Below are 25,742 nucleotides of genomic sequence, written 5' to 3'. Positions count from 1 at the left end.
TCGTGGTGGACAACAGGTGTTATCGCTAACATCGCACGGTGTCGGCATGAGTGGAGATGGGGCAGCAGTGGAGCACAGGACCGCGCGCGATCCCGCGATGACGGACGTCGCCAAGCTCGCCGGGGTCTCGCACCAGACGGTGTCGAGGGTGCTCAACGGCCACCCGAACGTCCGGGAGCAGACCCGGCTGCGGGTGCGCGCGGCCATCGCCGAGCTGGGCTACCGGCCCAACAAGGCGGCCCGCGCGCTGGTCACCGGGCGGTCCCAGCTCATCGGGGTGGTGGCGCAGAACTCGACCCTCTACGGGCCGGCCTCGCTGCTCGCCGCGTTCGAGCAGGCGGCGGCCGTGGCCGGGTTCGCGGTGAGCGTGGGCCGGGTGAACGTGTTGGACCGCAACTCCATCTCCGACGCCGTGGAGCGGCACCGCGACCAGCGCGTCGCGGGGATAGTGGTCATCGCGCCGACCGCGTCGGCCAACGACGCGGTCGGCGCCGTCTCCGCGGGCATCCCGCTGGTCACGGTGGACGGCGACCCGGAGCGCTCGACGCCCCTGGTGACCGTCGACCAGGCGGCCGGGGCGTTCGCGGCGACCACGCACCTGCTGGAGGCGGGGCACCGCACCGTGTGGCACGTGTCGGGGCCGCCGGACTGGTTCGACAGCGCCGGTCGCATAAGGGGTTGGCGCAGCGCGCTGGAGACGGCGGGGCTGGAGGTGCCACCGGTGGTGCCGGCCGACTGGAGCGCCGCGTCCGGGTACCGGGCGGGGCAGATGCTGGCCCGGATGCCCGAGGTCACGGCGATCTTCGCGGCGAACGACCACCTGGCGCTCGGCATCCTGCGCGCGATGAGCGAACGCGGCCGGACGGTGCCGCACGACGTGAGCGTGGTCGGGTTCGACGACGTGCCGGAGGCGGCGTACTTCATCCCGCCGCTGACCACGATCAGACCGGACTTCGACGCGGTGGCGCGGGAGACGCTGGGGCTGCTGCTGGCCCAGGTCGGCGACGGCGAGGTGGGCGCCTCGCAGCGCACGATCGCGCCGTCGCTGGTGACGCGGGACAGCGTCGCACCGCCGCGCTGACCGGATCTCCGACGACCCCCGCGCCCGGTGCTGCCGGACGCGGGGTCCGGAGGTGTCCGAACGTACGACTCGCGGGGCGTGGACGTACGACACGCGGGGCGTGGACGTACGACTCGCGGGGGAGCGGGCGGCTCGCGCGGGGTACGGGTGTCGGTGTGGGGGTCGGTGGGCCTAGGCTGGGTGGTGGGCGGCTGGTCGGGTGGCCGCCGTTGTGCACGCTCACCAAGTCGTTAAGACCACGTTGCGGGCAGGTCTTGACGTCGTGAATGTTAGCGATAACACTCACCAACCATGGCGAGCGAACCGTTGGTGGTGGGTGTCGACTTCGGCACGTTGTCCGGTCGCGCGGTGGTGGTGCGGGTGCGCGACGGGGCCGAGCTGGGCACCGGCGTGCACGACTACCGGCACGGCGTGCTGGACCGGGCGCTGCCCGATGGCACCCCGCTGCCCCCCGAGTGGGCCCTCCAGGTGCCCCAGGACTACGTCGACGTGCTCAAGCACGCGGTCCCGGCCGCCATCGCGGACGCGGGGGTCGACCCGGCCGACGTGATCGGCATCGGCACGGACTTCACGGCCTGCACGATGGTGCCGGTCAAGGCCGACGGCACGCCGCTCAACGAGCTGCCGGAGTTCGCCGGCGAGCCGCACGCCTACGTCAAGTTGTGGAAGCACCACGCGGCGCAGGGGCAGGCCGACCGGATCAACGCCCTGGCGGAGGAGCGCGGCGAGGCGTGGTTGCCCCGCTACGGCGGGTTGATCTCCTCGGAGTGGGAGTTCGCCAAGGGGCTCCAGCTGCTGGAGGAGGCGCCCGGCGTCTACGCGGCGGTCGACCACTGGGTCGAGGCGGCCGACTGGATCGTGTGGCAGCTGTGCGGGCAGTACGTGCGCAACGCGTGCACGGCCGGTTACAAGGGCATCTACCAGGACGGCTACCCCTCGCGGGAGTTCCTGGCGGCGCTGAACCCCGATTTCGCGGGTTTCGTGGCGGACAAGCTCGACCACCCGCTGGGCCGGCTGGGCGACCGCGCGGGCGGCCTGACGGAGGAGGCCGCGGCCTGGACCGGGCTGACGCCGGGCATCGCGGTGGCGGTCGGCAACGTCGACGCGCACGTCACCGCCCCCGCGGCGCAGGCCGTCGGGCCGGGGCAGATGGTCGCGATCATGGGCACCTCGACGTGCCACGTGATGAACGGCGCCGAGCTGCGCGAGGTGCCCGGCATGTGCGGGGTCGTGCCGGGCGGCATCGTGCCGGGCCTGTGGGGCTACGAGTCGGGCCAGAGCGGCGTGGGCGACATCTTCGCCTGGTTCGTGGAGCACAACGTGCCGCCCGCCTACCACGAGCGGGCGCGTGAGCGGGGCATCTCGGTGCACGACCTGCTCACCGAGCTGGCGGCGGAGCAGGCGATCGGCGAGCACGGCCTGATCGCGCTGGACTGGCACAGCGGCAACCGCTCGGTGCTGGTCGACCACGAGCTGTCCGGCCTGGTCGTGGGCCAGACCCTGGCGACCCGCGCCGAGGACACCTACCGGGCGCTGCTGGAGGCGACCGCGTACGGCACGCGGGTGATCGTCGACTCCTACACCGACGCGGGCATCCCGGTGACCGAGCTGGTGATCGCGGGCGGCCTGGTGAAGAACCGGCTGCTGATGCAGATCTACGCCGACGTGCTGGACATGCCGCTGTCCGTGATCGGCTCCGAGCAGGGACCGGCGCTGGGCTCGGCGCTGCACGCGGCCGTGGCGGCGAAGGCGCACGAGGACATCCACGCCGCCGCGCGGGCCATGGGCTCGGTGCGGCGCGGGGTGTTCCGGCCGATCCCGGAGAACGTCGCCGCCTACGAGCGGCTGTTCGTCGAGTACCAGGAGCTGCACGACCACTTCGGGCGCGGCGCGAACGAGGTCATGCACCGCCTCAAGGCACTGCGCCGGGCGGTCAAGGACGCCGAGAAGGGGGAGAAGTGACGACGGCGGTGGAGGACCTCCGGCGCACGGTCGCCGCGCTGCACCGGGAGCTGACCCGCTACGAGCTGGTCATCTGGACCGCGGGCAACGTGTCGGCGCGCGTGCCGGGGCAGGACCTGATGGTGATCAAGCCGTCGGGCGTGTCCTACGACGAGCTGACCCCCGAGGCGATGGTCGTGACCGACCTGCGCGGGAACCTCGTGGAGGGCGACTACGCGCCGTCCTCGGACACCGCCGCGCACGCCTACGTGTACCGGCACATGCCCGAGGTCGGTGGCGTGGTGCACACGCACTCCCCGTACGCGACCGCGTGGGCGGCGCGGGGCGAGCCGATCCCGTGCGTGCTCACGATGATCGCCGACGAGTTCGGCGGTGACATCCCGGTGGGGCCGTTCGCGCTCATCGGCGACGACTCGATCGGCCGCGGCATCGTGGAGACGCTGCGGACCAGCCGGTCCAAGGCGGTGCTGATGAAGGGTCACGGCCCGTTCACCATCGGCAAGGACGCCCGGGCGGCGGTCAAGGCCGCGGTGATGCTGGAGGACGTCGCGCGTACCGTCCACTTCGCACACCAGCTCGGCCGGCCGGAGCCGATCGAGCAGCACCACGTCGACAGCCTGTACGCGCGCTACCAGAACGTCTACGGGCAATGAGCCCACGAGGGGAGCCCCGCATGTCCTCTGCTGCGAAGCCGCAGGTCTGGTTCCTCACCGGGAGCCAGCACCTCTACGGACCGGACACGCTCGACCAGGTCGCCCAGCAGTCGCAGCAGATCCAGCGGATGCTCACCGAGTCGGGGAAGCTCTCGGCCGAGGTGGTGTGGCGACCGGTGCTGACCGACACCGCGGCCATCCGCAACACCATGCTCGCGGCGAACGCCGACCCGACGTGCATCGGCGTCATCGCGTGGATGCACACGTTCTCGCCCGCGAAGATGTGGATCACGGGCCTGGACGTGCTGCGCAAGCCGCTGCTGCACCTGCACACCCAGCTCAACGAGGCGCTGCCCTGGGCGAGCATCGACATGGACTTCATGAACCTCAACCAGGCCGCCCACGGCGACCGCGAGTTCGGGTTCATCCAGACCAGGCTGGGCGTGCCGCGCAAGACGGTCGCCGGCCACGCGAGCGACCCGGTGCTGGCCGAGCGCATCGACGGCTGGATGCGGGCCGCCGCCGGCCACGATCACCTGAACGGGTTGAAGCTCGCCCGCTTCGGCGACAACATGCGTGGCGTCGCGGTCACCGAGGGCGACAAGGTGGAGGCCGAGCTGCGGTTCGGCGTCAGCGTCAACACCTACGGCGTCAACGACCTGGTCGAGGTCGTCGACGCGGTGGCAGACGACGAGGTCGACCTGCTGGTGGCCGACTACGCGGACGCCTACCGGCTCGCCCCGGAGCTGGCCAAGGGCGGGGAGCGGCACGACTCGCTGCGCTACGCGGCCCGCATCGAGGCCGGCCTGCGCCGGTTCCTCACCGACGGCGGGTTCGGCGCGTTCACCACGAACTTCGAGGACCTGGGCGGGCTGCGGCAGCTGCCGGGCCTGGCTGTGCAGCGGCTGATGGCCGACGGCTACGGCTTCGGCGGCGAGGGCGACTGGAAGACGTCGGCGCTGCTGGCCGCGGTCAAGGCGATGGGCGCGGGCACGGGTCGCGGCACGTCGTTCATGGAGGACTACACCTACCACTTCGGCCCCGGCGAGCCGAAGATCCTCGGCGCGCACATGCTGGAGGTGTGCCCGACGATCGCCGCCGACCGGCCGTCGTGCGAGGTGCACCCGCTGGGCATCGGCGGCCGGGAGGACCCGGTGCGGCTGGTGTTCGACGCGAACCCGGGCGACGCCGTCGTGGTCGGCCTGGCCGACCTGGGCGACCGCTTCCGGCTGGTCGCCAACGAGGTCGAGGTCGTCCCGCCGGACGAGCCCCTGCCGAACCTGCCGGTGGCCCGCGCGGTCTGGAAGCCCGCGCCGTCGCTGTCCACGTCGGCCGAGTCGTGGCTGACCGCGGGCGGTCCGCACCACACCGTGATGACGCAGGCCGTCGACGCCGGGACGCTGCGCGACTTCGCGCAGATGGTGAACACCGAGCTGGTCGTCATCGACCGGGAGACGACCACGGCGTCGTTCGGCGACCGCCTGCGCTGGAACCAGGCGTACTTCCGCCTCGCGCAGGGCCTGCACTAGCCCCGCGCTGCACCAGCCCGTTCCGGGCACCACCAAGGGAGAGAGAAACGATGAAGTTTCCGCGGTACGCCGCCATCGCCGCGGCCGCCCTCGTGCTGTCCGCCTGCGGCTCGGCGGAGAAGACCGTCGACCAGCAGAGCGGTTCCACGGACAGCGCGCTGGTCGGCGTGACCATGCCGACCCGCTCGTCCGAGCGCTGGATCCACGACGGCGACAACATCAAGAAGGCGCTGGAGGCCAAGGGCTACCAGGTCGACCTCCAGTACGCCGAGAACGACATCCCGACGCAGGCCAACCAGATCGAGAACCAGATCACGAAGGGCGCGAAGCTGCTGATCGTGGCCTCGATCGACGGCACCGCGATCACCTCGCAGCTCCAGCAGGCCGAGGACGCGAAGATCCCCGTCATCGCGTACGACCGGCTGCTGCGCAACACCGACAGCGTCGACTACTACGCGACGTTCGACAACTTCAAGGTGGGTGTGCAGCAGGCGACGTCGCTGCTCACCGGCCTGAAGGTGATCAACGCCGACGGCAGCCAGGGCACCGCGACCGGCCCGCTGAACATCGAGCTGTTCGCCGGTTCCCCGGACGACAACAACGCCACGTTCTTCTTCAACGGCGCGATGTCCGTCCTCCAGCCGCACATCGACAAGGGCACGCTGGTCGTGAAGAGCGGCCAGACCGACTTCAAGACCGTGTCGATCCTGCGCTGGGACCCGGCGACCGCGCAGCGCCGCATGGAGGACCTGCTGACCTCCACCTACCAGGGCGGCGCCCAGGTGCAGGGCGTGCTCTCCCCGTACGACGGCCTGTCGATCGGCATCCTGTCCGCGCTCAAGAGCAGCGGCTACGGCACCGGCGGCACCGCGTACCCGGTCGTGACCGGTCAGGACGCCGAGGTCGCCTCGGTGAAGTCGATCGTCGCGAACGAGCAGTACTCGACCATCCAGAAGGACACCCGCGAGCTGGCCAAGGCCACCGTGGAGATGGCCGACGCGGTGCTCAAGGGCGGCAAGCCGCAGGTCAACAACGAGAAGGACTACGACAACGGCGTGAAGGTCGTCCCGTCGTACCTGCTCGACTCGATCATCGTCGACAAGAACAACTACAAGCAGGTCCTGGTCGACACCGGCTACTACACCGAAGACCAGCTGAGGTAGATCGGATCATGTCCGACGACATCCTGGTGATGCGCGGCATCACCAAGCGGTTCGCCGGGGTCACCGCGCTGCACGACGTTTCGCTCGCCGTGCGGCGCGGTGAGATCCACGCGATCTGCGGTGAGAACGGCGCCGGCAAGTCGACGCTGATGAAGGTGCTCTCCGGCGTGCACCCGCACGGGTCCTACGAGGGCGAGATCACGTTCGAGGGCGAACCGTGCTCGTTCGGCGGCGTCCGCGACAGCGAGCGGCGCGGCATCGTGATCATCCACCAGGAGCTGGCGCTGTGCGGCCAGCTGTCCGTCGCGGAGAACCTGTTCCTCGGCAACGAGCGGGCCACGCGCGGGTTCGTCGACTGGAACCGCACCAACCACGCGGCGGGCGAGCTGCTCGCCCGCGTGGGCCTGCGGGAGAACCCGACGACGCCGGTGGACGAGCTGGGTGTGGGCAAGCAGCAGCTGGTGGAGATCGCCAAGGCGCTCGCCAAGGACGTGCGCCTGCTGATCCTGGACGAGCCGACCGCGGCGCTGAACGACGACGACTCCGCGCACCTGCTCGACCTGCTCGACGGCCTGCGCGACGAGGGCATCACCTCGGTGATCATCTCGCACAAGCTCAACGAGGTCACCCGCATCGCGGACAGCATCACGATCCTGCGCGACGGCCGCACGATCGAGACGCTGCCCGCGAAGGAGGTGACCGAGGACCGGATCATCGCGGGCATGGTCGGCCGCGACCTGGAGAACCGCTTCCCGCCGCGCACCCCGCAGGTGGGCGACGAGGTGCTGCGGATCGAGGACTGGACCGTGCACAGCCCGTCCCAGCCCGACCGGGTGGTCGTGGACCGCGCGAACCTCGTGCTGCGGCGCGGGGAGATCGTGGGCCTGGCGGGCCTGATGGGCGCGGGGCGCACCGAGCTGGCGATGAGCGTGTTCGGTCGCACGTACGGCGTGGGCGTGTCCGGGCGGGTGCTCAAGGACGGGCGCGAGATCGACACGCGCACCGTCCGCAAGGCCATCCGGCACGGCCTGGCCTACGTCAGCGAGGACCGCAAGCGCTACGGCCTCAACCTCATCGAGGACATCAAGCGCAACGTGTCCGCGGCCGGGCTGGGCAAGCTGGCCACGCGCGGCTGGGTGAACGAGAACGAGGAGTACTCGGTCGCCGAGCGCTTCCGGAAGTCCATGGGCATCCGGGCCCCGGGCGTCGGCACGACGGTGGGCACGCTGTCCGGCGGCAACCAGCAGAAGGTCGTCCTGGCGAAGTGGATGTTCACCGACCCGGACGTGCTGATCCTGGACGAGCCGACCCGCGGCATCGACGTGGGCGCGAAGTACGAGATCTACTCCATCATCAACGAACTGGCCGCCGAGGGGCGCGCGGTGCTGGTCATCTCCTCCGAGCTGCCGGAGCTGCTCGGCCTGTGCGACCGGGTGTACGCCCTGTCCGAGGGCCGCGTCACCGGTGAGCTGACCCGCGCCGAAGCCACCCAGGAACGCCTGATGCAGCACATGACCCAGGGACAGACCTCATGACCGCGAAGACCGCCCCACCGCCGGTGAAGGCGCAGGCAGGACCGCAGCGCCGGTTCACGATCAACATCCGGCAGTCCGGCATCTACGTGGCGTTCGCGTTCATCGTCGCGCTGTTCGCGGTGCTGACCGACGGCGCGCTGCTCCAGCCGCAGAACATCTCGAACATCATCGTCCAGAACTCCTACGTGCTGATCCTGGCGATCGGCATGATCCTGGTGATCATCGGCGGGCACATCGACCTGTCGGCCGGGTCGGTGGTGGCGCTGACGGGCGCGATCTGCGCGGTGCTCACCGTGCAGATGGACGTGCCGTGGCCGTTCGCGGTGCTCATCACGCTGGTCGCCGGGGCGGTGATCGGCGCGGCCCAGGGCTACTGGGTGGCGTTCTTCGGCATCCCGGCGTTCATCGTGACGCTCGCGGGCATGCTGGTGTTCCGGGCGCTGACCCTGACCGTGCTGGGCAACCAGGGCATCGGGCCGTTCCCGGACGAGATCCGGACGCTGGCCAACGGCTTCACCTCGGGCTACCTGGGCAACGTCGGCCTCGGCCCGCTGGGCGGCGCCGACCTGGTCAGCCTCCTCGTCGGCGTGGCGGTGGTGGCCGGGTTCGCGTTCAACCAGTGGCTGCGGCGCAAGGCGCGGCTGGGCTACGGGCAGGTCGTGGACCCGTTCCCGGTGTTCGTGCTGAAGATCGTGCTGGCGGCGGCGGTCGTGCTGGCCGTGGTGGTGCAGCTGGCGCGGTTCCGCAACCTGCCGTGGGTGCTCGTGCTGCTGGCCGTGCTGGTGATGGGCTACTCGGTGATGGCGAACCGGTCGGTGTTCGGCCGGCACGTCTACGCCATCGGCGGCAACCTCCAGGCGGCGACGCTGTCCGGCGTGAAGGTCAAGCAGGTCACGTTCTGGATCTTCGTGAACATGGGCGTGCTGGCGGCGCTGGCGGGCATCATCTTCGCGGGCCGGCTCAACCAGGCCGGTCCGACCGCGGGCGCGTCGTTCGAGCTGGACGCCATCGCGGCGGCGTTCATCGGCGGCGCGGCGGTGCAGGGCGGCGTGGGCAAGGTGGTCGGCGCGATCACCGGCGGCCTCATCATGGGCGTGATCAACAACGGCATGTCGCTCATCGGGTCCCCCAGTGAGCAGGTGATGCTCGTCAAGGGCCTGGTGCTGCTCGCCGCCGTCGCCTACGACGTCTGGACGAAGCGCCGCGCATGACCACCTGGTTGGTTGATTACACGGTGTAGCACCGGCGCGACAATCGCCGACATGACCGCCCCCGGCATCAGGGTCCTGTTGGCCGCCCTCGCCCTCGGTCTCGCCGCGACCCCGGTCGCGGTGGCCGAGGGCGCTCGCGTCGACTACCGCGAATGGCGGTCGGCGCAGCTCCTCGCGGGCGCGCACGAGGGCACCGCGTTCGCGCGCGGCGGTCTCGTCGTGCGGCACCCGGTCGGCGTGCTGGAGCACGGCGGTCGGGCGTACGAGTACGCCCGGTGGACCTCGCCGCGCCGCGCCACCGGGTTCGACGCCACGCAGGCGGTCGCCTCGTGGAACGCCGCCACGCCCGCCGGCACGTGGCTCCAGGTCGAGTTCGGCCGGGTGGGGCCCGGTGACGAGGGCACCTCCTGGTACGTGATGGGCCGGTGGGCGCTCGGCGACGCCGACGTGGCGCGGACGAGCGTGCCCGGCCAGGGCGACGAGCACGGCCACGTCGACGTCGACACGTTCGTCGCGGAGCAGCCGCTGCGCGCCTACCGGCTCCGCGTCACCCTCTACCGGGCCGCCGGGACGACGGCGACCCCGCTGCTGCGGATGGCGGGCGCGATGGCCTCGGCCGTGCCCGACCGGTTCGAGGTGCCCGCGAGCGCGCCGGGCGTCGCGCGGGGGATCGAGCTGCCCGTGCCGCGGTACTCGCAGAACGTGCACGAGGGGCACTACCCCGAGTACGACGGCGGCGGCGAGGCGTGGTGCAGCCCGACGTCGACCACGATGGTCGTGGAGTACCACGGGCGCGGCCCGACCGAGGACGAGCTGTCCTGGGTGGACCCGGGGCACGCCGACCGCGTCGTCGACCACGCCGCCCGCCACACCTACGACCACGACTACCGGGGCGCGGGCAACTGGCCGTTCAACACGGCCTACGCGGCGAGCTTCGGGCTCGAGGCGCACGTCACCCGGCTGCGGTCGCTGTCCGAACTGGAGTCCTGGATCGCCAGGGGCGTCCCGGTGATCACCTCGCAGTCCTTCCGCGAGGACGAGCTGGACGGGGCGGGCTACGGCACGGCGGGCCACATCATGGTCGTCGTCGGGTTCACCGAGGAGGGCGACGTGATCGCCAACGACCCGGCGTCGCCGTCCAACGCGGCCGTGCGCCGGGTCTACGACCGCAGGCAGTTCGAGAACATCTGGCTGCGCACCCTGAGGTACCGCGCGGACGGCACCGTGGCCGGCGGCTCGGGCGGCATCGCCTACCTCGTCACCAAGTGAGACGAGGGCGTCGCCCGTCCCGCCCACGTGACCGGGGGGTTGACGCGGTCGCGCGCGTTCGCTTGACTGGAGCACCGCCTGGGAGCGTTCCCAGGCGATCCCACACCCGGACCGCGAGGAGATCCGCCGCCGCACACGGAAAGCGCTTACCAAGGAGATCGCTCCATGAGATCACTACTCGCCGTGTCAGCGTTGACCGCGGCGCTCCTGACGGTCGGCTCGCCGCAGGCGCAGGCCGCCTGCGGCGACGGGTCGTTCAACGCCGAGGTGACCGGCTCCGGCAGCAGCTGGACCGCGCGCAACGGCAGCCGCACCGTCTACACCGGCAACAGCCTGCGCGCCGCGATGCAGGCCGCCAACGACAGCCTCACCGCGAACCGCACGTCCAAGGAGCGCATCGTCGTCCGGGGTTCCGGCACCATCCCGGCGGGCGAGCGGTACTCGATGCGCAGCTACACCACGCTCGACGTCTGCGGCACCATCAACGTCTCCGGCTCCGGGTCCGGCGACTACGCCCCCGTGTACGCGCGGGGCGTGAGCAACATCGAGGTCCAGAACCTCACCCTGACCGGCACGCCGGTGTACGGCATCTTCATGCGCAACGTCGTGAACGTCGTCATCGGCACCGTGAACATGCGCCTGTCCAGGGGGCTCGGCGTCCGCATCGACAACCGCGGCGACACCAGCCAGCGCAGCCGCAACATCCGCCTCGACTACGCCTACGTGCAGGGCGCCAGCTCGCACGCGGTGGAGACCTACGGCCTCGACGGCCTGACCATCGGCACCGTCGTGGCGCGCAGCGTCGGCGAGTCCGGCCTGCTGCTCAACGACACCATCAACGCCACCGTCGGCACGGTCGACGCCGACAACGCGGGCGCCGGCACCGGCTACGCCGCGTTCCGCACCGCCAACCGCAACGGCCGCGTCGGCGACGGCTACCCGATCAACGTCCGGGTCGGCCAGGTCATCGCCCGCGGCGGCGGCCGGGGCATCTTCTGCGTCTCGGAGAGCGGCGGCCTCCAGATCGACCGGATCGACATCGCCAACACGGGCGGCAACTCGATCCTCATCGAGAACTGCTACAACGTGAACCTCGCCGCGCAGAGCGGCACGGTCACCGGTCCGGGCGACATCCGGCTCGCGGCGCGCTCCGAGTTCCCGGTGACGCGCGACATCGTCGTGCAGAACCTGCGGGTGACGAACTCCGCGATCCGCGAGAGCCCGTGCGGCACCAACACCACGTTCCGCAACAACACGCTGGTCAACAGCAGCCAGAGCGTCTGCTGACCCCCGCCGGCCGGGACGACCGGGACGGCCCGCGTGGACGGGGCCGCCCGCGCGTCCCGGCCGGCGCCGTCGAACCGTTCCGTTCACCCCGACCCATCAGTAATCTGCACTGACCGTGGGGCTGGAGGTGGCCGGGTGAACCGGTACGAGCGGTTGAACGCACTGCTGGAACTGCTGGCCGAGCGGGGCAGGGTCGAGGTCGACGAGGTCGCCGCCGAGCTGGCCGTCTCCGGGGCGACCATCCGCCGCGACCTGGACCACCTGGCGGGGCAGCGGCTGCTCAGCCGGACACGGGGCGGGGCGGTCGCGCACCCGGAGGTCGCCTACGACCTGCCCCAGCGGTACAGGACCGTGCGCCGGGCGGGGGAGAAGCAGCGGATCGGCAAGGCCGCCGCCGAACGCGTGGGCCGCGGCGCGGTGGTCGGCATGAACGGTGGCACGACCACGACCGAGGTGGCGCGGGCGCTGGTCGCGAACGCCGACGCCGACGGGGTGCTCACCGTGGTCACCAACGCGCTGAACATCGCCGGCGAGCTGGCCGTGCGGCCCCGGGTGAAGCTGGTGGTCACGGGCGGCGTGGCCCGGCCGCAGTCCTACGAGCTGGTGAGCCCCCTGGCGGGCAGGATACTCGCCGGGCTGAACCTGGACGTGGTGTTCCTCGGCGTGGACGCGATCGACCCCGACGCGGGCGCGTACGCCGACCACGAGGGTGAGGCCGAGGTGAACCGGATGCTCGCCGAGCGCGCGCACCGCGTGGTCGTGGTGGCCGACTCGTCGAAGATCGGCGCGCGGGCGTTCGCCGAGATCTGCCCCATCGGGCTGGTGCACGTGCTGGTGACGGACACCGGCGCGACCGAGGAGGACGTCCGCCGGTTCGGCGAGCGCGGCGTCGAGGTCGTGCGCGTCTGACGCTCCCCTCCGTTGCGGTCCGATCACGGGACCACCGGACTCCTTGACGCAGTGTTGTGGCGCGGGACACAGTGTGCGCCGATTTCGAGTCGTCTAACCGCCACTCGGGTGACCGGGGCGATGCGTTCCGTGACGGCAGCGGTGAGGGGGAGGACCAGGCCATGACGCGTCCCGGCACCCCCGTGACGACCCGCCCGGCCACCGCCGGACCGGGCCGGTCGGGTCGAGCCGTCCCGCACTCCACCGGAAACGGCACCGGCGGTCGCGCCGGTCCGGTAGCACGACCTGCCGTGGACGACACCGTGCTCGACGACGCCGTGCCCGGCGTCGTCGCCCGCGGCCCCCGCCGTCGGGGGGAGCGCGGCGCGGACACTTCAGGAACCCGAAGTCCCGCGGGACGTGATCATCGCGCGGGTGATCGCCGTGCGGTAGGTGTGCTGCGTGCAGTGCGCCGGCAAGGGCTCCGGCCGGTGGCGGACGTCGCGGTGACGGGTGTCGACGACCCGCCGCCGACGTCCGGTGTGGACGGGAGCCCCACCGCGGCGCGGCAGCCGGCCGAGCGGTCCGCCCGCACCGGGGTGGACACGCCGGCCGGCGCGAACGGCGATCGGGGAACCCTGCTGACCGGCGAGGTAGTCGGCCGTGCCAGCGCCCCGGTCCGCTTGGGAGAGCAGGACGTGGATCGATGGGAGTCACCGTGATGGGCGTTCGGACAAAGGCGTTGCGACACCCTGTTGCCAGGGTCGTGGCGGCGCTGGGAGCAGCAGTCCTCCTCGCTTCCTGCGGGAGCGGAGGGGAAGGGGGCGAGCAGCCCGCCGGTGCGCTCCAAGGCCGGGGCGAAGTCACGTTCGCCACCGGCAAGGACACCTCCGGCAACATGCAGAAGCTCGTCGACCAGTGGAACTCCTCGCACCCGGACGAGAAGGTCCGGATCATCGAGCTGCCGGAGTCCGCCGACGCGCAGCGCCAGCAGATGGTGCAGAACGCGCAGGTGAAGTCCGACGCGTACACGATCCTCAACCTCGACGTGGTGTGGACCGCCGAGTTCGCGGCCAACCGCTGGGTCGTCGAACTGCCCGCCGACCAGTTCGGTGTGGACAAGTTCCTCGAACCGGCCATCAAGACCGCGCAGTACCGCGACAAGCTCTACGCCGCGCCGGCCTACTCCGACGGCGGCCTGCTGTACTACCGCAAGGACCTGCTCGACGCCGCCGGCGCGAAGCCGCCCACGACGTGGGCCGAGCTGATCAGCACCTGCCAGGCGGTCAGGGCGAGCCAGCCCGCGATCGGCTGCTACGCGGGCCAGTTCGAGAAGTACGAGGGCCTCACCGTCAACTTCGACGAGGCCGTGCACTCCGCGGGCGGCGAGGTCGTCGACTCCAGCGGCAAGCCGGTCGTCGACTCGCCCGAGGCCAAGGCGGGCCTCGACGCGCTGGTGACCGCCTTCCAGCAGGGCATCATCCCGGAGAAGGCCATCACCTACAAGGAGGAGGAGGGCCGCCGCGCGTTCCAGGCGGGCGAGCTGCTCTTCCACCGCCAGTGGCCCTACCAGTGGAACCTCGCCGGCAAGACCGACGGCTCCTCGCAGGTCGCGGGCAAGTTCGACGTGGCCCCGCTGCCCGGCCTGAACGGCCCCGGCAGCTCCACCCTCGGCGGCCACAACCTGGCGATCTCCGCGTTCGGCAAGAACCAGGCCACCGCGCTCGACTTCATCAAGTTCTTCGTCGGCGAGGAAGCGCAGCGCTCCAACCTGCTCGCCACGTCGCAGGCGCCGACCCTGGCGAGCCTGTACGACGACGCGGAGCTGATCGCGAAGTTCCCGTACCTGCCGACCCTGAAGGCCTCGATCCTGTCCGCCAAGCCCCGCCCGCAGGCGGTCAGGTACGGCGACGTGACCACGGCCGTCCAGGAGGCCGCGTACGCGGCCCTGACCGGCACGAAGACCAGTGAGCAGGCGCTCAAGGACCTCCAGGCGAAGTTGCAGGAGCTCATCAAGTGACGGCGGTCGCCCGCCGCGCCCGGGGTGCCACCTCGGGCGCGGGGCGACTCGCCGCGGCGCTGCTGTCCCCGACGTTCGTGGTCCTCGGCCTCGTGGTCGGGTACCCGCTGGTGGCGGCGCTGCGGGAGTCGGTGTTCCGGGAGGGCTCGGACCTCGACGAGAGCGGTTTCGTCGTCGAGGGCACCCAGTTCGTCGGCCTCGACAACTACCTCTCCATCTTCGCCGGCGAGTCGGCGACGCGGTTCTGGAACGCGTTCGGCAACACCACGCTGTTCACCGTCGTCACGGTGGCCCTGGAGGTGTTGATCGGCGTCGGCATGGCGCTGGTGATGCACCACGCGATCCGCTTCCGCGGCGTGGTCCGGGCGAGCATCCTCGTGCCGTGGGCGGTGCCGACCGCGGTGTCCGCGCTGCTCTGGAAGTGGATCTTCCAGGCCGACGGCGTGGCCAACGCCGTCATCGGGCAGCAGATCCTGTGGACCACCGAGGGCTGGCAGGCGAAGTTCGCGGTCGTCCTCGCCGACGTGTGGAAGACCGCGCCGTTCGTGGGCCTGCTCGTGCTCGCCGGCCTCCAGATCATCCCGAACGACGTGTACGAGGCCGCACGCGTCGACGGCGCGTCGCCGTGGCGGCAGTTCTGGCGCATCACGCTGCCGCTGGTGAAGCCCGCGCTGCTGGTCGCCGTGCTGTTCCGGGTGCTCGACGCGCTGCGCATGTTCGACCTGCCGTTCGTGCTCATCGGCCAGCGCAAGGAGTCGGTCGAGACGCTGTCCATGGTGGCGTTCGACGAGGCGTCCAGCCTGAGGTTCGGGCCGGCGGCGGCGTACGCGACCGTGCTGTTCCTGTACGTGGCGATCACCGCCCTGGTGTTCGTGCGGTTGCTGGGTGCGGACGTCATCGGCGCCGCACGGGAAAGGGCGCGGAGATGAAGGCCGGGTTGAAGTACGCCGGGCTGGGTCTGATCCTGGTCTACTGCCTGGCGCCGTTCTACTGGATGGCGGTGTCCGCGTTCCGGCGGCCGGCCGACCAGTTCGAGCTGACGCTGCTGCCGTCGCCGTTCTCGCTGGACAACCTCACGGCGGTGTTCGCGCCCGGCGTCGGGTTCGGCCGGTCGCTGCTCAACAGCCTGGTCGTGGCCGGGGTGACGACGATCCTGACGCTGATCATCGGCGTCTCGGCGGCGTACGCCCTGGCGCGCTTGAACTTCCGGTTCAAGAACGCGGTCGCGGCGCTGATCATCGCCACGTCCATGTTCCCCGGCATCTCGCTGCTGGTGCCGCTGCTGGCGCTGTTCACCGACATCGGCTGGATCAACACCTACCAGGCGATGATCGTGCCGAGCCTGTCCTTCGCGCTGCCGCTCGCGGTGTGGAACCTGACCGCGTTCTTCCGGCAGATGCCGGAGGAGCTGGAGCAGGCGGCGATGATCGACGGCTGCACGCGCGGCCAGGCGTTCCGCAAGGTGATCCTGCCGCTGGCCGCGCCGGGCGTGTTCACCACCGCGATCATCACGTTCATCGCGGCGTGGAACGAGTTCATCATCGCGCTGTCGATGGTGAACGACAGCTCGATGCAGACGGCGACGGTGGCCATCTCCCGGTTCACCGGCGCGTACGGGTTCGACCAGCCCTTCGGCACCCAGATGGCGGCCGGCGTGGTCGTCACCGTGCCGCTGGTCGTCATGGTCCTGCTGTTCCAGCGCAGGATCATCGCGGGCCTGACCGCGGGCGGAGTGAAGTAGGCGCCTCGCGGTTACTGCGGCCGGTCGTCACGTGTCGGGAGAGCCGTGGCGACCGGCCACTCACCCCTACGGCACCCGCCATTGCTGCGCCGCGGTGGTGTTGCACGTGTAGAGCTGGAGCTGCACGCCGTTGGCCGGGGAGCTGTCCGGCACGTCCAGGCACTTGCCGGACGCCGGGCTGACCAGCGTCCCGCCCTTCGGCCACCACTGCTGCGCACCCGTCCCGTTGCACGTCCACAGCTGCACCTTCGCGCCGTTCGCCCGCGAACTGCCGCTCACGTCCAGGCAGCGGCCCAGGGCGCGCAGGGTGCCGTCGGGCGCCAGCGTCCACTGCTGCGCCGCCGAGGCGTTGCAGTCCCACAGCCGCACGGGCGCGCCGTCGGTCGGCCCGGCCGGCTCCGCGTCCAGGCACTTCGACGACAGGCCGACGACCGCGCCGGACCGGGCCGGGACCGGCCCCACGTCGAACGACGGCGGCGCGTCGGCCGGCGCCGAACCCCAGTTCGAGGCGGTGGCGCCCAGGGTGAAGTCGAGCGCGCCGCCCCGTGCGACGAACGACGCGGGCAGCCACGGCCTGGTGGACGCCGAGCCGTCCACGCGCAGCGACCGCACGTACCTGTTCGCGTCGGACGCCTGCGGCGCGGTGATGGTGATGGTCGCGCCGTTGCCGCGCCTGACCGTCGTGGACGGGAACTGCGGGCTCGCCACCACCAGGTCGGCCCGGCCGGGGGCCTGCGGGTACAGGCCGAGCGCCGCCCACACCGCCCACGACGACAACTGCCCCAGGTCGTCGTTGCCGACCAGCCCCTCCGGGACGGGGGTGAAGATCGACGTCAACGCGCGGCGCACCACGTCCTGCGTCCGGTGCGGCGCGCCCGCGTAGGCGTAGGCCCACGGCGTGTTGAGCGTGGGTTCGTTGCCCAGGTAGGCGTACGGCTTCTTCGGGCCCGCGTTCAGCTCGGTGAAGAAGGTGTCCAACCTGGACACGACCGCCGCGTCGCCGCCCATCGCGTCGAACAGGCCGCGGTGGTTGTAGGGCACCATCCACGTGTACTGCGCGGCGTTGCCCTCGACGTACTCGTTCTCCTGCACCGGGTTGAACGACGGCCGGCTCAGGTCGGTGTTGCGCGGCTTGAGGTACTTGCCGCCCGACTCGAACAGGTTGCGCCAGTTCTGCGCGCGGCGCAGGAAGCGCTCGGCGGTGGCCGCGTCGCCGAGGCGGGCGGCGAACTGGGAGATCGCGAAGTCGGCGCTGGTGTACTCCAGGGTCGTCGCCGCCGAGCCCCACACGTCGGGCAGACCGGTCGGCACGTAGCCGTAGTCGTCGAACTGGAGCCAGCCGGGTCGTTGGCGGACGTCGCCCACCCCGGCGACCACGCGGCGCAGCGCGTCCGCCGTGTCGAACCCCGTGCCGCCGAACGCGTGCGCGGTGGACACGACGATCGCCATCGGGTCGCCGTTCATGACGCCCGTGCCGCCGTTGGCGACCGTCCACCGGTCGAAGTAGCCGCCCTGCGCGGCCTGGTTGACCGCGGACTGGGCGATGTCGGCCGCCTCCCCGGGCGCCAGGAGCGCGATCAGCGCCACCTGCGAGCGGTAGACGTCCCAGCCGGAGAAGTTCGCGTACTGCGTCCTGGTGGTGGTGTGCACCTGCCGGTCGAAGCCCGTGTACTGCCCGGTGACGTCGCTGAACACGTCCGGGTGCAACAGGGAGTGGTAGAGCGAGGTGTAGAGGGTGCGCAGCTGCGTGGTGGTGCCGCCGGTGACGTCGATCCGGCCGAGCCACCCGTTCCACGCGTCGCTGGCGGCGGTGCGGACCTCGTCGAACGACCTCGTGCCGGTCTCGGCGGCCAGGTTCGCCTTCGCGCCGTCGAGGCTGACGAACGAGATGCCGGCGCGGGCGGTCACGGTGGTGGCGTCGAACGACACGAACGCCGCCGCCGCCATCGGGCGCACGTCCTCGGACGTCGCGCTCGGCGCGGGCACGCCCCGGGTCTGCGCGGTCTTCGGCGAGGGCGGCGCGGGGGTTCCGCTGTCGCCCTCCACCACGAGGTCCTCGCGCACCTGACCGTCCAGCACGGTCGCGGCGGTGGCGAAGGGCCGGTCGAAGGCGACGTGGAAGTGCAGCCGGTACCGGTTGCCCGCGCCGCAGAACCCGCCGCTGTCGGTGTAGCCCGACAGGCTGTCTGCGCCGACGGTGATCGAGCCCGAGGCGGCGTTGAACGCCCGTGCCGCGTCGACGGCGAGCGAGGCGCGCTGCCCGGCGGGGTAGGTGAAGCGGGCGACTCCGGAGCGCTGGTTCGAGGTCAGCTCGGTGCGGATGCCGTTGTCGAACCGCACCGAGTAGTAGCCGGGTGACGCCTGCTCGTTCGCGTGCGAGAACGTCGAGTGCGCGACCGGGGTGGCGCCCGGCGACGGCATGAACGGGACGGTGCCGAAGTCGCTGCACCCGGGGCCGGACAGGTGGGTGAGGCTGAACCCGCGGATGTGGTTGTCGTCGTAGTGGTAGCCGCCGTGCTGGTGGGTGACCGTGTCGGGGCTCCACTGGAGCATGCCGAACGGCGCGACGGCGCCGGGGAAGGTGTTGCCCGCGCCGCCGCCGTGCCCGAAGTCGGGACCGCCGGGCTTGGTGCCGACGAACGCGTTGACGTGCTGGGCGGGGTCGGTGGCGGTGCCGGAGGGGTCGGTGCCCGAGGGGGCGGTGCCGGAGGGGGCGGTGGCGGAGGGGGCGATGGCGGAGGGGGCGGCGGTGCCGGTGGCGGTGATCGGCGTGGCGAGCGCGGTCAGGGTGAGTGCGGCGACTGCCGCGGAGCGGAGACGCATGTGTTCCTCCGACAGGGAGAGGAAGCGCTGACAACGTTGTCAGCGCTCGATTCTCCCGGTGGCCCCCGGTCGTGGAACCGCTGCGCGGGCGAACGCCGTGGGTCCGGCGCCGGCCGCCGGACAGCCGAGACGGAAATTCACCCATATTGATGATTTCAGTGTAGCTCGATACCAATGGTCCCGCCCCCCGTGCGGCCCGGCCCGGTGAAGGTCAGTGCAGTTCGGCGGCAGCGGCACGGAGGACCGCGTCGGCGACGCGGGCCAGGGGCGGCGAGTCGAGCTTCCACTGCTGCCAGTGCAGGGGCACGTCGACCGGCCGGCCGGGGGCGAGGTGCACGAGGCCGCGGTGGCGGGCGATCTGGTGCTCGGTGAGCAGCGCCCAGCCCGCACCGGACACGACGGCGTCCTCGAACACGTGCCCGTCCGGCAGGTGGTGGCGGCGGCCGGCGGCTGCGGGGTGCCCGGTCTCGGCGCGGCAGAAGGCGTCCTGGAGGTCGTCCTTCTCGTCGAAGACGACGACGGGGGCCTCGTGCAGCGGCGTGCCGGCGTCGAGGTGGCGGCGGACGAACCGCTTCGAGGCGACGGCGTGGTAGCGGATGCTCCCGAGCGGGCGGGCGCGGCAGCCCTGCACCGGTCGCGGGGACGAGGTGACGGCGGCCACGACGAGGCCCTGGCGCAGCAGGTCGGCGGTGTGGTCCTGGTCGTCGCGGCGCACGGCCAGCACGAGCCCGTCGTCGGCGGCGAGCTCCTTGACGACGCGCCGGAACCAGGTGGACAGCGAGTCGGCGTTGACCGCGACGGCGATCGGGGTGGGGTCCTCGACGAGGCCGAGCGCGGTGAGGGCGTCGTGGTCGAGCAGGGCCTGCTGGCGGCCGTAGCGGGCGATGACGGCGCCCGACTCGGTGAGCCGGGCGGGTTTGGCGCGCACCACCAGCACGCGGCCGGTGCGCTGCTCCAGCTGCTTGACGCGCTGGCTGACGGCGGAGGGCGTGACGTGCAGGACCTTGGCGGCGGCGTCGAACGTGCCCTCGTCCACCACGGCCAGCAGGGTGCGCACGCATTCCGGATCGAGCATCACGACTGCTAAGGATACGTAAGGAACTTCAGCTGGTCTTGTGACCGCCGGGTTCCTACCGTTCCCGGTGTGATGTACGCGCTGCTCGCCGGGCTCGGCGCCGGACTGTCCCTCATCGTCGTGATCGGCGCCCAGAACGCCCTCGTGCTGCGGCAGGGCGTGCTGCGGCAGCAGGTGCCGGCGGTCGTCGCGATCTGCGCCGGGTCCGACGCCCTGCTCATCGCTCTGGGCGTCGGCGGTGTGGGCGCGGCGCTCACGGCGTGGCCGACCGCGGTGACGGTGGTGCGCTGGGTGGGTGCGGCGTTCCTCGTGGGGTACGGGGTGCTGGCCGCGCGCCGGGTGCTGCGGCCGGCGGCGTTGCAGTCGGGCGGGGCGGCGCCGGCGGCGATCGTGACGTGCCTGGCGCTGACGTGGCTCAACCCGCACGTGTACCTGGACACCGTGCTGCTGCTGGGCACCGCGTCGACCGGGTTCGGCGGTGACCGGTGGTGGTTCGGTGCGGGGGCGATGGCGGCGAGCGCGCTGTGGTTCAGCGTCCTGGGGTTCGGCGCGCGCCGGTTGTCGGGGACGTTCACGCGCCCGGCGGCGTGGCGGGTGCTGGACGCGGCGGTCGCCGTGGTGGTCACGGCGACCGGGATCTCGTTGGTCCTCTGATCAGGTCGGACCGGCGGAGAAGGCGGCGACGTCGCGCACGGACAGGGCGTCGTGCGTGAAGACGGTGACGCCGAGCGGTGAGGGGCAGGTCCGCACCGGCGCCGTCGCCTCCGGGCGGTGCGCGGTGAAGGGCGTGATCATCGCTACTCCGCCGGCGTCGCCGATGTCGGTGGTGCCGACGGCGCCTGCGCGTGTTGGCCGCGCCAACGGGTTTCCGGGGCTATCGTCTGGCCCCATGGCTACCTGGGACGACGTGCGACGGCTCGCCCTCGCGCTGCCCGAGACGGCGGAGCGACCGAGCTACGAGGGTCTGCCCGCGTGGCGCGTGAACGACAAGGCGTTCGCCTGGGACCGGCCGCTGCGCGGGAAGGACCGCGACGTCCTGGGCGACGCGGCGCCGTCCGGCCCCGTCCTCGGGGTGAGCGTCGCGGACGAGGGGGTGAAGCAGGCGCTGGTCGCGGACGACCCGGCGGTCTACTTCACCACCCCGCACTTCGACGGCTACGCCGCCGTGCTCGTCCGCCTCGACGACATCGCGGCGGACGAGCTGGACGAACTGCTCACCGAGGCGTGGCTGTGCCGCGCCCCCAAGCGCCTGGTGCGCGACTTCCGGCGGTGACGCGCGCCGCCGTCACCACGTGCTGTTGACCAGGCCGGTGCCCAGGTAGACCTGGTCGAAGCCGTTGCCGTCGTTGTCGTCGGTGTAGACGACGGTGATCCGCCCCCACGCGTCGACGCCCAGCGCCGGCTCGTCCTGGCGACCGGTGGCGGTGGACACGGTCGTCCGGCGGGGCAGGCGGCCCTCGACCGTGCCGTCCGGGTTGAGGCCCTGCGCCACGACGTCCTGCGCCTGCGCCCACGCGACCACCACGCCGAGCTGGTCGTCGACGCCGACCTGCGGGTCCGCGCCCGGCAGCGCGGTGTCCGACGCCGTCCGCGCCGCGCCCGCCGCGCTGAACGACCGGACGCCCACCGCGGCCGTGCCCGTGTGGTCGGTCTCCCAGGCCACCGCGAAGTCGCCGTTGAAGTTCGCCGCGACCGAGGGGCGGCGCTGTTGCCCGGTGGTCGTGGCGTTCGCGGTCGCCTGGGCGACCTTCACCCCGCCGGTCGGCGTGAGGACCTTGCGCGCGACGTCGAACACCCCGTCGCCGTCGCCGTCCTCGGCCCACGCGACGACCGCGTTGCCCGCCGCGCCCACCGCGACGTCCGGCCGCTGGTGCGTCCCGCCCGCCGCGTGCGCCCGCACCTCGTAGGACTTGGTGGTGATCGACGCGAACCCGGCCACCCGCACCGTGGCGGCGGCGGAGGTCTGCTGGTCCTCCCACGCCACCGCGAACCCGGCGCCGTCCGGGTCGGCGCCCACGGCGGGCGCGCTCTGCTGGCCCGAGGCGTCCGCGTTGGCGACGGCCGACCCGGACACCGCGCCGGTGTTCGACAGCGCCCGCACCTGGATGTTGTAGTAGCCGTTGCCGTCGGCGTCCTCCGCCCACACCACGACCGCGCTGCCGTCGTCGTGCAGGGCCACGTCCGGCTGCACGTGCCGCCAGTTCCCGCTGCCGCCCGCGGACAGCTTCTTCTCGTAGCGGGACGCGCCGTCCTTGAACAGCCGCACCCACACGTCGCTGTGCAGCGGGTCCGCCGGGGTGGCGTCGTCGCGGTCGTCCTCCCACACCACCGCCGTCCAGCCGTCGCGCACCGCGGACACGGCGGCGTTGTCCTGGTCGCCGGTGGCGGTGCTGTTGGCGGCGGACCACGTGACCGCGGCGGACGCGGTGCCCGCGCCGGCCAGGAGCAGCCCGCACACCAGGGCGGGGACCGTCAGCTTCTCCACGTTCATCACGGCGCCTGCAATCCGGGGTTGCCCGCCTCGATCGCGTAGCTCTGCAGCGTGCGGACCGGGTAGTCGCGGGTGGTGACCTTGTCCAGGAAGCGGAAGTCGACGGTCACCTGCGCGGGGGTGGTGCGCGTGCGGACGTAGCCGCGCAGGTTCTTGTAGAACTTGACGTGCGGGTTCAGGCTCGACAGGCCGTTGTCGGCCGCGTTGCCGTCGCCGCCGGAGGTGATCGAGGTCGTGACCAGCTCGGTGCCGACGACCCGGTCCTGCGCGCTGTAGTCGTTCATCAGGTTCGCCGCCCACGAGCGGTGCACGTCACCGGTGAGCACGACGGTGTTGCGCAGGCCCGCCGCGTCCCAGCCCCGCTGGAGCCGGCCCCGGTTGGCGCTGTAGCCGTCCCACGAGTCCATCGACCTCGCGCCGTCGACGGAGGCGAGCTTCTGCGCGAAGAACACCTGCTGGCCCAGGAAGTCCCAGGTGCCGAGCTTCTGCCGCATCCCGTCCAGCAGCCACGCCTCCTGCGCCGCGCCGGTCAGCGTGCGCGTCGGTGCGTCGGCGTCCGCGCACACCTTCGTGCCGTCGCCGCACGCCTGGTCGTCGCGGTGCTGGCGGGTGTCGAGCAGGTGGAACGTCGCCAGGTCGCCCCAGCGCACCCGCCGGTGGAGCTGCATGTCCTCCGCGACCGGCACCTGCGCCGACCGCAGCGGCATGTGCTCGTAGTACGCCTTGTACGCCGCCGCCCGCCGCGCCCTGAAGTCGCCGGCGGGGGAGGAGTCGTTGCGCACCAGCCCGGCGTAGTTGTTCTCGACCTCGTGGTCGTCCCACACCACCAGCCACGGCGCGGCGGCGTGCGCGGCCTGGAGGTCCACGTCCGTCTTGTACTGGGCGTGCCTGACCCGGTAGTCGGCGAGGCCGTCGATCTCCGTCGCAGGCGCGAACCTCCGCACCTTCGTGGTGGTCGCGCCGCCCTCGTAGATGTAGTCGCCCAGGTGCAGGACCAGGTGGGGGTGCTCCTCCGCCATCCGCCGGTAGGCGGTGAAGTAGCCCTCCTCGTAGTGCGAGCAGGAGGCGAACAGCATGGTCAGCTCGGGGCTGGTGCCCACCGCCGGCGCGGTGACGCCGCGGCCCACCGGCGAGATGTGCCCGGCGGCGCGGAACCGGTAGTAGTACTCGCGGCCCGGCTGGAGCCCGGCGACCTCGACGTGCACGCTGTGCGCCCACGCCTGCGTGGCGCCGTACGTGCCGCTGCGGACCACCTGCGTGAACCGCTGGTCGGCGGCCACCTGCCACTCCACGGTGACCGCGGTGCTCGTCATGCCGCCGAGGCCGTCGGCGTCGAGCGGGCTCGGCGCGAGGCGCGTCCAGATCACGAAACCGTCCGCCGCGGGCTCGCCCGAGGCGACGCCCAGCGTGAACGGGTAGGCCAACGCGTTCGCGGTGGCGGGTGCGAGGACACCCACCCCCGCACTGGCTATGCCGCCGGCGATGAGCGTTCGGCGGGTCAACGGGGACATCGGCTCTCCTTCGGTGCAGGGCCGGGAAGATCGCTGCGGTCCCTGCGTACACCGGAAAGGTGAGCGGTGTGTGAATCACGGACAGAATCGGATGGCCGCCACAGCAGCACAAGACGGCACCCCGAACGCACGACCCCCAGGTCCCCAACGTAGAACTCACAAGACCCGGACGTACGACTCGCGGGACCTGGACGTACGACTCGCGGGACCTGGACGTACGACTCGCGGGACCTGGATGTTGGACTCTCGCGCGAGTCGTACGTCCAGGTCCGGCGAGTCCAACGTTCGGGTCCCGCGAGTCGTACGTCGGGGAGCTGTGAGTTCTACGTTCGGGACCGGCGGGCGCCGGGCGCGGCGGTGGCGAACGCCGTGCGCACGGCCTCCGCGTCGGGGGCCTCCACCAGGGCGATCACGCGGCCACCCACGTCACGCGCCACCGGTGCTCTCCCGCACCTGCAACGAGAACGGCGTGCGGACGTGCTCCGGCGGCCGTTGCGGGTCCTCCACGCGCCGGTGCAGCAGGTCCACCGCGGCCCGCGCGACGGCGGCCTTGTCCGGCGCGACGGTGGTGAGGGACGGCAGGCCGTACGCGCCCTCCTCGGTGTTGTCGAAACCGGCGACGGCGACGTCGTGCGGCACGCGGACCCCGCGCTCGGCCGCCGCGCGCACCGCACCGGTGGCGAGCAGGTCGTTGAAGCAGAACACGGCGTCCGGGGGCTCGGGCGCGGACAGCAGCCGCGCCATGGCCTCCGCGCCGTCGCGGCGGTGGTAGTTCAGCGCGGTCGCGACCAGGTCGTCGCGCACCGGCAGGCCCGCGTCGGCCAGCGCCAGCCGGTAGCCCTCCAGGCGCTGCGCCGCGGTGCCGCGGTGCGGGTGCGCGCCGATCGCGGCGATCCTGGTCCGTCCGAGGCCCACCAGGTGCGCCACCGCGGTGCGGGCGGCTTCCACGTTGTCGATGCCCACGTGGTCGATCGGCAGGTCCACGGAGTGCTCGCCGAGCATCACGACGGGGATGCCGGGCGCCAGCTCGCCGAAGTCGCGCGCCTCCAGCGCCTCGGGGCTGACGATCGCGCCGTCGATCATGTGCGGGCCGAGCGCGGCCAGCGTGTCCCGCTCGCCCTCGCGGGTGCCCAGGGTCTGCTCGATCAGGACGTTCCACTCCAGCTCGCGCGCCGCCCGGAGCACGAGCCCGGCCAGCTCCGCGAAGTACGGCACGACCAGTTCGGGCACCACGAGGGCCAGGAAACCGGTGCGGCCCCGGCGCAGGTTGCGCGCGCCGAGGTTGGGCCGGTAGCCGGTGGCCTCCAGCGCCTGCTCGACCCGGCTGCGGTTCTCCGGTTTCACGAACGCGTAGCCGTTGACCACGTTCGACACGGTCTTCACCGACACGCCGGCCAGCGCGGCGACGTCCTTGAGCGTGGCCAAGCGGTGCCTCCGCCTCCGTCGTGGTCTCGGGAACGACCGGAATGGTAGCCGGCCCCCCGATCTCTTTACAACGTTGTA

Annotated in this window: 21 protein-coding genes; 15 read left to right on the top strand and 6 right to left on the bottom strand. The window is 71.9% G+C overall.

Annotated features, from left to right (window positions below):
* The first annotated feature begins 97 nt into the window (after positions 1–97).
* From CKY47_RS09185 to CKY47_RS09125, 13 genes are all read left to right on the top strand, one after another.
* Positions 98–1,081 carry a LacI family DNA-binding transcriptional regulator gene (locus CKY47_RS09185; RefSeq protein ID WP_306745251.1) on the top strand — a complete coding sequence of 328 codons (984 nt, stop codon included), beginning with the start codon at positions 98–100 and terminating at the stop codon, positions 1,079–1,081.
* Between the two features lie 291 nt (positions 1,082–1,372).
* On the top strand, positions 1,373–3,043 hold the full coding sequence (gene araB / locus CKY47_RS09180) for a ribulokinase (protein WP_306745250.1): 1,671 nt from the start codon (positions 1,373–1,375) through the stop codon (positions 3,041–3,043).
* Complete coding sequence (locus tag CKY47_RS09175) at positions 3,040–3,696, top strand: L-ribulose-5-phosphate 4-epimerase (protein WP_306745249.1); 657 nt, start codon at positions 3,040–3,042, stop codon at positions 3,694–3,696. Before araB ends, CKY47_RS09175 begins: the two co-directional genes overlap by 4 nt.
* A gap of 20 nt (positions 3,697–3,716) precedes the next feature.
* Complete coding sequence (gene araA / locus CKY47_RS09170; protein WP_306745248.1) at positions 3,717–5,225, top strand: L-arabinose isomerase; 1,509 nt, start codon at positions 3,717–3,719, stop codon at positions 5,223–5,225.
* Positions 5,226–5,275: 50 nt separating this feature from the next.
* Positions 5,276–6,388: a multiple monosaccharide ABC transporter substrate-binding protein gene (chvE, locus tag CKY47_RS09165; protein ID WP_306745247.1), complete on the top strand. Its 1,113-nt coding sequence runs from the start codon at positions 5,276–5,278 to the stop codon at positions 6,386–6,388.
* An 8-nt stretch (positions 6,389–6,396) separates the two neighbouring features.
* The gene (mmsA, locus tag CKY47_RS09160) at positions 6,397–7,923 is read left to right on the top strand and encodes a multiple monosaccharide ABC transporter ATP-binding protein (RefSeq protein WP_306745246.1); all 1,527 of its coding nucleotides are present in this window, start codon (positions 6,397–6,399) and stop codon (positions 7,921–7,923) included.
* Positions 7,920–9,134, top strand: coding sequence for a multiple monosaccharide ABC transporter permease (gene mmsB / locus CKY47_RS09155; protein ID WP_306745245.1), 1,215 nt, complete (start codon positions 7,920–7,922; stop codon positions 9,132–9,134). Before mmsA ends, mmsB begins: the two co-directional genes overlap by 4 nt.
* 51 nt (positions 9,135–9,185) lie before the next feature.
* Positions 9,186–10,403 (top strand): C39 family peptidase, encoded by a 1,218-nt coding sequence (locus CKY47_RS09150; RefSeq protein ID WP_306745244.1) that lies wholly within the window; start codon positions 9,186–9,188, stop codon positions 10,401–10,403.
* A 183-nt stretch (positions 10,404–10,586) separates the two neighbouring features.
* Positions 10,587–11,690 (top strand): hypothetical protein, encoded by a 1,104-nt coding sequence (locus CKY47_RS09145; protein WP_306745243.1) that lies wholly within the window; start codon positions 10,587–10,589, stop codon positions 11,688–11,690.
* A gap of 135 nt (positions 11,691–11,825) precedes the next feature.
* Positions 11,826–12,599, top strand: coding sequence for a DeoR/GlpR family DNA-binding transcription regulator (locus CKY47_RS09140; protein WP_306745242.1), 774 nt, complete (start codon positions 11,826–11,828; stop codon positions 12,597–12,599).
* A 700-nt stretch (positions 12,600–13,299) separates the two neighbouring features.
* A complete protein-coding gene (locus tag CKY47_RS09135; protein ID WP_306745241.1) occupies positions 13,300–14,598 on the top strand; it encodes an ABC transporter substrate-binding protein in 1,299 nt (432 codons plus the stop codon).
* Positions 14,595–15,527 carry a carbohydrate ABC transporter permease gene (locus CKY47_RS09130; RefSeq protein ID WP_306745240.1) on the top strand — a complete coding sequence of 311 codons (933 nt, stop codon included), beginning with the start codon at positions 14,595–14,597 and terminating at the stop codon, positions 15,525–15,527. The genes CKY47_RS09135 and CKY47_RS09130 overlap by 4 nt, the downstream gene beginning before the upstream one ends.
* Complete coding sequence (locus tag CKY47_RS09125) at positions 15,524–16,339, top strand: carbohydrate ABC transporter permease (protein WP_306745239.1); 816 nt, start codon at positions 15,524–15,526, stop codon at positions 16,337–16,339. Before CKY47_RS09130 ends, CKY47_RS09125 begins: the two co-directional genes overlap by 4 nt.
* 66 nt (positions 16,340–16,405) lie before the next feature.
* Here the strand turns inward: CKY47_RS09125 and CKY47_RS09120 are convergent, their stop codons facing one another.
* Positions 16,406–19,162, bottom strand: a complete 2,757-nt coding sequence (locus CKY47_RS09120) for a GH92 family glycosyl hydrolase (protein ID WP_306745238.1) — start codon at positions 19,160–19,162, stop codon at positions 16,406–16,408.
* A gap of 211 nt (positions 19,163–19,373) precedes the next feature.
* Positions 19,374–20,237, bottom strand: a complete 864-nt coding sequence (locus CKY47_RS09115) for a LysR family transcriptional regulator ArgP (RefSeq protein ID WP_306745237.1) — start codon at positions 20,235–20,237, stop codon at positions 19,374–19,376.
* Positions 20,238–20,309: 72 nt separating this feature from the next.
* Between CKY47_RS09115 and CKY47_RS09110 the strand changes: the two genes are divergently transcribed.
* Positions 20,310–20,891, top strand: coding sequence for a LysE/ArgO family amino acid transporter (locus tag CKY47_RS09110; RefSeq protein ID WP_306745546.1), 582 nt, complete (start codon positions 20,310–20,312; stop codon positions 20,889–20,891).
* Here the strand turns inward: CKY47_RS09110 and CKY47_RS09105 are convergent, their stop codons facing one another.
* A complete protein-coding gene (locus CKY47_RS09105; protein WP_306745236.1) occupies positions 20,892–21,032 on the bottom strand; it encodes a hypothetical protein in 141 nt (46 codons plus the stop codon).
* Positions 21,033–21,126: 94 nt separating this feature from the next.
* On the opposite strand from CKY47_RS09105, the gene CKY47_RS09100 reads away from it, so the two are divergent.
* Positions 21,127–21,510 carry an MmcQ/YjbR family DNA-binding protein gene (locus CKY47_RS09100; protein WP_306745235.1) on the top strand — a complete coding sequence of 128 codons (384 nt, stop codon included), beginning with the start codon at positions 21,127–21,129 and terminating at the stop codon, positions 21,508–21,510.
* 12 nt (positions 21,511–21,522) lie between these two features.
* On the opposite strand, the gene CKY47_RS09095 is transcribed toward CKY47_RS09100, so the two are convergent.
* The 3 genes from CKY47_RS09095 to CKY47_RS09085 all read right to left on the bottom strand — a co-directional run bounded on the left by CKY47_RS09095 (position 21,523) and on the right by CKY47_RS09085 (position 25,664).
* Positions 21,523–22,728, bottom strand: coding sequence for a hypothetical protein (locus CKY47_RS09095; RefSeq protein WP_306745234.1), 1,206 nt, complete (start codon positions 22,726–22,728; stop codon positions 21,523–21,525).
* A complete protein-coding gene (locus tag CKY47_RS09090; protein WP_306745233.1) occupies positions 22,728–24,239 on the bottom strand; it encodes an alkaline phosphatase D family protein in 1,512 nt (503 codons plus the stop codon). Before CKY47_RS09090 ends, CKY47_RS09095 begins: the two co-directional genes overlap by 1 nt.
* A 426-nt stretch (positions 24,240–24,665) precedes the next feature.
* Positions 24,666–25,664 (bottom strand): LacI family DNA-binding transcriptional regulator, encoded by a 999-nt coding sequence (locus CKY47_RS09085; protein WP_306745232.1) that lies wholly within the window; start codon positions 25,662–25,664, stop codon positions 24,666–24,668.
* Between the last annotated feature and the right edge of the window lie 78 nt (positions 25,665–25,742).

It is taken from the genome of Saccharothrix longispora (assembly GCF_030852425.1).
GTDB classification, from domain to species: domain Bacteria; phylum Actinomycetota; class Actinomycetes; order Mycobacteriales; family Pseudonocardiaceae; genus Actinosynnema; species Actinosynnema longispora.
The sequence above is the reverse complement of the archived record's forward strand: the minus strand, read 5'-3'. Positions and strand labels throughout refer to the sequence as shown.